Here is a 7,706-nt window from a genome sequence, read left to right on the forward strand (position 1 = left end):
GTGCCCATGACGCTGGGGCAGGAGTTCACGGCCTACGCCGTCACCATCGGCGAGGACATGGACCGGCTGCGCGAGGCGGCGGCGCTCATCCGCGAAACCAACATGGGCGCCACGGCCATCGGCACGGGGATCAACACCGACCCGCGCTACGCGGCGCTGGTGTGCGACAAGCTGCGGCAGGTGACGGGGCTGGAGATCATCACCGCGCCCGACCTGATCGAGGCCACGGCCGACACGGGCGCGTTCGTGCAGCTGTCCGGCATTCTGAAGCGCGTGGCGGTCAAGCTTTCCAAGATCTGCAACGACCTGCGGCTGCTTTCCTCCGGTCCGCGCGCGGGGCTGGGCGAGATCAACCTGCCGCCCATGCAGCCGGGAAGCAGCATCATGCCGGGGAAGGTGAACCCGGTGATCCCGGAAGTCGTGAACATGGTGTGCTTTCAGGTGGTGGGGAACGACCTGACCATCACCATGGCGGCCGAGGCGGGGCAGCTGCAGCTGAACGTCTTTGAGCCGGTGATCGGGTTCAACCTGTTCCAGTCGCTGGACATGCTTACCCGCGGGGCGGTGGTGCTGCGCGAGCGGTGCGTGCTGGGGATTACCGCCAACGTGGACCGCATGCGGGCGATGGTGGAAAACTCCATTGGCCTGGTGACGGCGCTGGTGCCGTACATCGGCTACGAGCGCTCCACGGAGCTGGCGACCGAGGCGCTGGCCACGGGGCGCGGCGTGTACGACCTGATCCGCGAAAAGACCTGGCTTTCCCCCGAGGCGCTGGCGGAGATCCTGTCCCCCGAAGGCATGACGCGGCCCCGCCCCATGCCGCACCCGGTGGAGGTGGAGGCGTAGGAAGGGGAGACTACACGGAGATGCAGAGGAAAAAGATCTTGCTTCCCCGTGCCGCTGGATGAAGAACTGAGGAGGGGTACAGAGGAACAGACAAAAGCCAGAGACGCAGAGGAACACCGGTCTTCCTCTGTTCCTCTGGCTTGATCTGTTCCTCTGTACCCCCTCATCAGTTTCAAAGGCGCCTTCCGCGTGCTCGATGCCGCCGAAACCGGAACGGGCACCCCGCGGATCGCGGGGTGCCCGTTCTTCATCGTTCGCGCCCGGCGCGGGGCGCCGGCCGGGGGACGATTACGGCCGGCCCAGGCGGTCGTCGTCCAGGCGGCTGTCGCGCAGGTGCGTGTCGTTGCGGACCTCGCGGTCCACCTCGGCATGCTCGCGGCGCAGCGTGGCGTCGATCGGCTGGTTCTCCACCACCTCGCGCTTGCGCACCACCAGCTCCTCGGTGGGCACCACCCGCTTTTCCACCACCGCCTCTTCGGCGTGCAGCTTCATGCGGATTTCCTCGTCCTCGCCGATCATGGCGTTGCCGCCGGCGACGTAGCCGTCGGTGATGGGGCGGCGCTCCACCTCCACCTCCTCGTGGCGCAGCTGCACGTTCTCGTGCACGTGCTGCGTTTCGACGGTCTTGTGCACGCCCACCGAGCCGGCCTCGACCTCGCGCTTGCCCACGGCCAGCTGCTCTTCGTTCAGCACCAGGCGCAGCGCCTCTTCCTCGTTCACGCCGTGCGCCTCCATGCGCTCGCGCACCAGCCGCTGGCGGTCCGCGCTCATCGCCATGTCGCGGTTGTCCATGCGGTCGTTGCGCAGGTCGTCGCGGTCATCGCCGCCGAGTCTCTCGAGCATGCTGCCTCCAGTTTTTTACAGGTTTCCGGCTGACCCGATTGTGGCTCAAGCTTTCGCAAGCACTGTGCCTGCAAGTGTTTACGCCGCATCGTCCACGTCTGCATCCCAGCCTCTCCCCTCGCGAATTTCGCGAAGGGAGAGGTGGCCGTCTTCGCCCCGTCTGGCCGGCCGTGCCGTTTAGCGGCGGTCCAGCCGGTCGTCGCCGGGGCGGTCGCCGCGCAGGTGCGTCTCGCCGCTGACCTCGCGGTCTATCTCGGCGTGCTCGCGCCGCAGGGTGGTGTCGATCCCCTCGGTCTCCACCACCTCGCGCTTGCGCACCACCAGCTCCTCGGTGGGCACCACACGCTTCTCCACGATCACCTCTTCGGCGTGAAGGGGGATGCGGATCTCGTCCTCGGTCTCGATGATCTGGCCGGCCCCGGCGGCCAGCGGATCGGCGATCGGGCGGCGCTCCACCTCCACCTCCTCGCGGCGCACCTGCACGTTCTCGTGCACGTTCTGGGTTTCCACGGTCTTGTGAATCCCCACTTCGCCCGACTCCACCTGGCGCTTGCCGACGGAGAGCTGCTCCTCGTTGAGCGTAAGGCGCATCTCCTTGTCGCCGCGGAAGGCATCGTTCTCGTAGAAGTCGGGCGTGGCCGACGCCGCGTTCACGTTGCAGGCGCGCCCCACCTGCTCCTCGTAGTCGCGGGTGATGCCGCCGCGGGTGTAGCTGGGCAGCGCCTGCAGCTGCTCGCTCCCCAGCCGGTCCACCAGCACCTGGTTCCGGCTCTCCTCCAGCCGCGCGTAGCCGATGGGCACGGTCACGTGGCGGTTGTCGCCGTCCACGTCGACGTCCACGTAGCGCACCTTGTTGGCCTGCGTATCCACCAGCAGGTCATCCACCTTTCCCAGGCGGCGGCCGTCGCTGGCCACCACGTCCCACCCCCGGATGTCCGGCTCACCCTCGGCCACCTTGTAGCCCGACAGCTGGTTCAGCGGGACTACTCGATCCATCGGCTCGCTCGCCATCGTTCCCCCTGCGATGAAGGTCCCTGCACCCCCGGCGCACCCCTACGGCCGGACGGATTGGGGCGGGGCCCTACGCAAGCGCCGTGCGCGTTTGGAGTGTCCGTATAGAGACTGTGCGGCGTCGATGTCTGCTACGTGAGTACGTCTGTTTCGTTTACCCGAAGCAGTTGCCGTAGATCATGTACAGGAGACGGCGGCGGTCCGGTCCTTGCAACCGGAGGTGTCGCTTAACCCGTTGAAGAGGATGTACTTAGATGGCGGTACGAAACTTCGATTCACCGGATGGCATCACCTGGACCGCGTGGGAAGTGATCCCGGGCCAGGTTTCCGAATTTCGCTCCAGCTTTGGATCGCACCTGCCCAGGCAGATGGCGGACGGCTGGCTGTGCTTTGATTGCGGCTCGGAGAAGCGGCGGCTGTACCCGCTTCCGCCCCATTGGGAGGAGCGCGCCGACGCGGAGCTGTGGTTCCTGTGCCGCGCCGCGGAGCCCGTTCGCGGACGCAAGGCGATCGCATTCGAGGTTGTGGCCGAGGCGTGCGATTCCGTCCCCGAGGTCGGCGCCGGCGCGGTGGAAAAAGAGGCCGCCGGCGTGTAGCGCGATTGCGGGACCCACGCCCCGGCCCGATCTTGCCGCCTTCCATTGGAGGGAGGCGGCATGGCGCAGGGTGCGGTGGGGCGGGCGAGGGATGCGAGCGCGGCGGCCGGGGCGGCCGCCGTGCGCTTTGACGCGCCCGGCGGTCCCGGAGGCGCGCGTTCGTTCCGCTTCCGGGGGCTGCGGACGATCCTGCGCGCGGAGCGGCTGGACGAGGTGGTCGGCGTTCTCCAGGCCGTGGAACGCGCGGCGGCGGAGGGGCTGCACGCCGCCGGCTTTGTGGCGTACGAGGCGGCGCCCGCCTTTGATCCCGCGCTCGCCACCCATCCACCCGACCCGCGCCTTCCCCTGGCCTGGTTCGCCGTCTACGTGTCGCGCGACGACGTCGTTCCCACGTGGGACGCGGCGGGCGGCGAGGCGGAGCTGGGGGCGTGGAGCATCGATGTCCCGGAATCCGAGTACCTGCCGAAGGTGGAGCGCGTCCGGGCGCTGATCGCGGCGGGCGACACCTATCAAACGAATTTCACGGCCCGGCTGCGCGCCTCTTTCCGCGGCGACCCGGTGGCGCTGTACGAGAGGCTGTGCCTGGGCCAGCGCTCCGCGTTCTGCGCCTGCTTCGATCTGGGCGATGGAACGACGGTGGTATCCGCATCCCCCGAGCTCTTTTTTCGCGCTGAGGGGCGGGAGCTGGAACTGAAGCCGATGAAGGGGACGCGGCCGCGCGGGCGGTGGACGGCGGAGGACCGCGCGCTGGCGGCGGAGCTGGCGCGGTCGCCCAAGGACCGCGCGGAGAACCTGATGATCGTGGACCTGCTGCGGAACGACGCGGGGCGGCTGGCGGAGTTCGGCAGCGTCCGGGTGGAGCGGCTGTACGACGTTGAGCGGTACGAGACGGTGCACCAGATGACGTCCACCATCCGCGCGCGGCTGCGGCCGGACGTGGGACTGGCGGACGTGTTTCGCGCGCTTTTTCCCTGCGGATCGGTGACGGGTGCGCCCAAGGTGCGGACGATGGAGATCATCCGTGATCTGGAGCCGTCGCCACGGGGCGTATACTGCGGCGCGATCGGCTTGGTTTCGCCCGGCGAGGCGGTGTTCAGCGTGGGGATCCGCACGCTGCTGCTGGACGCGGCGGCGGGGACGGCGGAACTGGGGGTGGGGAGCGGGATCACCTGGGACAGCGACTCGGCGGCGGAGTACCGCGAAAGCTGGTCGAAGGCCGCCTTTGTCCGCCGCGCGCCGGCGGGCTTCCGGCTGCTGGAGACGATGCTGTGGGAGCCGGCGGATGGATGGTTCCTGCTGGACGGCCACCTGCGGCGCCTGGCGGATTCCGCGGAGTACTGGGGCTACGCGTTCGATGCGGACGAAGCCGTGCGGCGGCTGTCGGCCCTCGTTCCCGTGTTCGTCGGCCTGCCGATGCGGGTCAGGCTGATGCTGGACCGGGAAGGTCGGATGGAGATCGAAGCACGGACGCACGTCCCGTCCAACGAACCCGCGCGCATCGCCATCGCCGCGGAGCCGGTGGACAGCGCCGATCCGCGGCTGTACCACAAGACCACGTCTCGCGCGATGTACGAGCGCCGCGCCGCCAGCCGCCCCGACTCCGACGACGTGCTGCTGGTGAACGAGCGCGGCGAGCTTACGGAATCCGCCATCGCCAACCTGGTGGTGCGCATCGACGGCGCGCTGTGGACGCCGCCCCTGGAGTGCGGCCTGCTCCCCGGCGTCCTGCGCGCGCACCTGCTCGCGACGGGCGAGATCCGCGAGCGCGTCCTGCATCCCGCGGACCTGGCGCGCGCGGAGGATGTCTGGCTCATCAACTCCGTGCGAAAATGGCGCGCGGCCGTCGTCATCCCTTGAAAGAATTTGCCTCACACGGAGTCAACGGAGTTAACGGAGTAAAGAGATGATCACGCAACTCCGTTGACTCCGTTAACTCCGTGTGAGGCCATCTTTTCTGGGAGGATGGATGTGTGGCAGTCAGCGGGTCGAGCTACGTTCATCCACCTGAATCCACCAATCTCAGCCAATGATGTATATGCGTTTCCTCCTGTTGATCGCCGCTTTCGTGGCCGCTCTGCCGATCTCCGCGCAGGCGCAGGCGGTGCGGGTGGACGTCACAGTCCGCGCTGAGGATGGGCCGGTGGCGGGCGCGCGCGTGCGACTGGGGACGCTGGAGACGAGCAGCGACAGCGCGGGGCATGCCCGGTTCGGCACCGAGGCCGGATCGTACCGGCTGGAGGTGACGCGCGAGGGGTTCGAGGCGGACTCGCGCATGGTCGACGTTCGCGGCGACATGGTGATCGACGTCGTGCTGCATGCGGAAGAAGACGAGGGGCACGAGCACGACGCGGGCGAGCTGGAGGCGGTGGTGGTTACGGCCACGCGCAGCGAGCAGCGCATCGAGGACGCGCCCGTGCGCGTGGAGGTGCTGGCGCGCGAAGAGGTGGAGGAAAAGATGATGATGACGCCCGGCGACGTGGCCATGATGCTCAACGAGACCAGCGGGCTGCGCGTGCAGACCACCTCGCCCTCGCTGGGCGGCGCCGGCGTGCGGGTGCAGGGGCTGCGCGGCCGCTACACGCAGATCCTGTCCGACGGGCTGCCGCTGTACGGTGGGCAGAGCGGCGCGCTGGGGCTGCTGCAGATTCCGCCCATGGACCTGGGGCAGGTGGAGGTGATCAAGGGCGCTGCCTCCGCGCTGTACGGCGCCTCGGCGCTGGGGGGCGTGGTGAACCTGGTCTCGCGCCGCCCCGCCGGCGACCGCGAGCTGCTGCTGAACGCCAGCACGCTGGGCGGCGCGGACGCGGTGCTCTGGCTTTCCGGCGGGCTGGGCGGGCGCTGGGGATACACCTTTCTGGGCGGCGCACACGGGCAGAAGCGCGCGGACGTGGACCAGGACCGCTGGGCGGACGTTCCGTCGTACTCGCGCGGCGTGGTGCGCCCGCGGCTGTTCTGGGACGGCGGCGAGGGGCGCTCGCTGTTCATTACCGCAGGCGGCACGGCGGAGGACCGCAACGGCGGCGGCGACCTGCCCGGCGGCGTGCGGCGCGCGGAGGAGCTGAAGACGCGCCGGCGCGACGCGGGGCTCGTGGGACGGTGGCTCACGGAGGGCGGCACGCTGCTGAACCTGCGCGCGTCGGGGATGATCCAGCGCCACGACCACCGCTTTGGCGACGTGCGCGAGCGCGACCGCCACGACACCTGGTTCGCCGAGGCGTCTGCCGCGCGGACGGTGGGGGAGCACACGCTGGTCGCGGGCGCGGCGTGGCAGCAGGAGGCCTACCGCGCCTCGGACGTGCCGCGCTTCGACTACACCTTCACCATCCCCGGCCTGTTCGCGCAGGACGACTGGCGGGTGGCGGAGTGGCTGGCCGTGACCGCCAGCGGCCGCGTGGACCGCCACAGCGAGTATGGCACCTTCTTCAGCCCCCGCCTTTCCGCGCTCCTGCGCCCCGCCGCGGGGTGGTCGGTCCGCGCCAGCGCCGGCGGCGGCTACTACGCGCCTACGCCGTTCACCGAAGAGACGGAGGCGATCGGCCTGGCGGAGCTGGGGCCGCTGAACGGGGTGAAGGCGGAGCGGGCGCGCGGCGCGTCGCTGGACGTGGGGCGGACGATCGGCGACGTGGAGCTGAACGCCACGGTGTTCGGCTCGGTGATCGACGACGCGCTGCAGCTGGTGCCGCGGGCGTTCCCCGGCGGGCCGTTCTTGGAGCTGGCCAACGTGCCCGGCCAGACGCGCACGTGGGGGACGGAGGCGCTGTTCCGCTACCACGCCGAGCCCTGGCACGTGACGGCCACGCACACCTGGACGCGCGCCACGGAGCCCGACCCCTTCGCCGGCGGCCGCCGCGAGGTGCCGGTGACGCCGCGCCACCAGGCGGGGATCGTGGGGATGTGGGAGGCGGAGGACCGCGGCCGCGTGGGCGTGGAGCTTTACTACACGGGCCGCCAGTCGCTGGACGACAACCCGTATCGATCCACCAGCGAGCCGTACCTGGTGGTCGGGCTGCTGCTGGAGCGGCGGATCGGCGCCGCGCGGGTGTTCGTCAACGCCGAGAACCTGCTGGACGCACGCCAGACGCGGTGGGATCCGCTGCCGCTCCCCCAGCGCTCGCGCGAGCTGCGCTGGACCACGGACGCCTGGGCACCGCTGGAAGGCCGCTCCATCAACGCGGGCGTGCGACTGGATCTGTGATCCCCCGTTGGCGTGCCGCCTGCGGGCCTTTCGCGCAGGACCTGGACGTGTGTTGGCGCAGCCTCACGTGAACCGTCATCCTGAGGGAGAGGCCGTTTCAAAACTCCATTCTGAGTCTCTAACGACGGCCGCCGCGCCTCGCGCGCGCGAGGAAGGCGCGATTTTCAGCCGATGAGCCTCTGAGAGTCACCTCGGAGGCCGTACGGGGCTCCTCA

The 7,706-nt window shown here is 69.6% G+C and carries 6 protein-coding genes; 4 read left to right on the top strand and 2 right to left on the bottom strand.

What is annotated here, in order from left to right:
- The coding region (locus ACOJUJ_RS08060; protein WP_420126350.1) for a lyase family protein at window positions 1-846 on the top strand (846 nt) is incomplete at its 5' end.
- A gap of 288 nt (window positions 847-1,134) precedes the next feature.
- Here the strand turns inward: ACOJUJ_RS08060 and ACOJUJ_RS08065 are convergent.
- Window positions 1,135-1,689, bottom strand: coding sequence for a YsnF/AvaK domain-containing protein (locus ACOJUJ_RS08065; RefSeq protein ID WP_420126351.1), 555 nt, complete (start codon window positions 1,687-1,689; stop codon window positions 1,135-1,137).
- Window positions 1,690-1,866: 177 nt separating this feature from the next.
- Window positions 1,867-2,685 (bottom strand): DUF2382 domain-containing protein, encoded by an 819-nt coding sequence (locus ACOJUJ_RS08070; RefSeq protein ID WP_420126352.1) that lies wholly within the window; start codon window positions 2,683-2,685, stop codon window positions 1,867-1,869.
- A 269-nt stretch (window positions 2,686-2,954) separates the two neighbouring features.
- Between ACOJUJ_RS08070 and ACOJUJ_RS08075 the strand changes: the two genes are divergently transcribed.
- The 3 genes from ACOJUJ_RS08075 to ACOJUJ_RS08085 all read left to right on the top strand — a co-directional run bounded on the left by ACOJUJ_RS08075 (window position 2,955) and on the right by ACOJUJ_RS08085 (window position 7,491).
- Window positions 2,955-3,296, top strand: coding sequence for a hypothetical protein (locus ACOJUJ_RS08075; RefSeq protein WP_420126353.1), 342 nt, complete (start codon window positions 2,955-2,957; stop codon window positions 3,294-3,296).
- 60 nt (window positions 3,297-3,356) lie between these two features.
- Window positions 3,357-5,153: an aminodeoxychorismate synthase component I gene (pabB, locus tag ACOJUJ_RS08080; RefSeq protein WP_420126354.1), complete on the top strand. Its 1,797-nt coding sequence runs from the start codon at window positions 3,357-3,359 to the stop codon at window positions 5,151-5,153.
- A gap of 172 nt (window positions 5,154-5,325) precedes the next feature.
- Entirely contained in the window at window positions 5,326-7,491 is a 2,166-nt protein-coding gene (locus ACOJUJ_RS08085) for a TonB-dependent receptor (RefSeq protein ID WP_420126355.1), read from the top strand.
- Window positions 7,492-7,706 lie beyond the last annotated feature (215 nt).

The sequence above is a fragment of the Longimicrobium sp. genome, assembly GCF_048594345.1.
Lineage (GTDB): Bacteria > Gemmatimonadota > Gemmatimonadetes > Longimicrobiales > Longimicrobiaceae > Longimicrobium.

What these genes read in the sequence shown, in the direction of transcription:
- ACOJUJ_RS08075 (WP_420126353.1), top strand. Translation starts at nt 2,955, where the DNA reads ATGGCGGTACGAAACTTCGATTCACCGGATGGCATCACCTGGACCGCG.
- ACOJUJ_RS08065 (WP_420126351.1), bottom strand. Translation starts at nt 1,689, where the DNA reads ATGCTCGAGAGACTCGGCGGCGATGACCGCGACGACCTGCGCAACGAC.
- ACOJUJ_RS08070 (WP_420126352.1), bottom strand. Translation starts at nt 2,685, where the DNA reads ATGGATCGAGTAGTCCCGCTGAACCAGCTGTCGGGCTACAAGGTGGCC.
- ACOJUJ_RS08085 (WP_420126355.1), top strand. Translation starts at nt 5,326, where the DNA reads ATGTATATGCGTTTCCTCCTGTTGATCGCCGCTTTCGTGGCCGCTCTG.
- pabB (WP_420126354.1), top strand. Translation starts at nt 3,357, where the DNA reads ATGGCGCAGGGTGCGGTGGGGCGGGCGAGGGATGCGAGCGCGGCGGCC.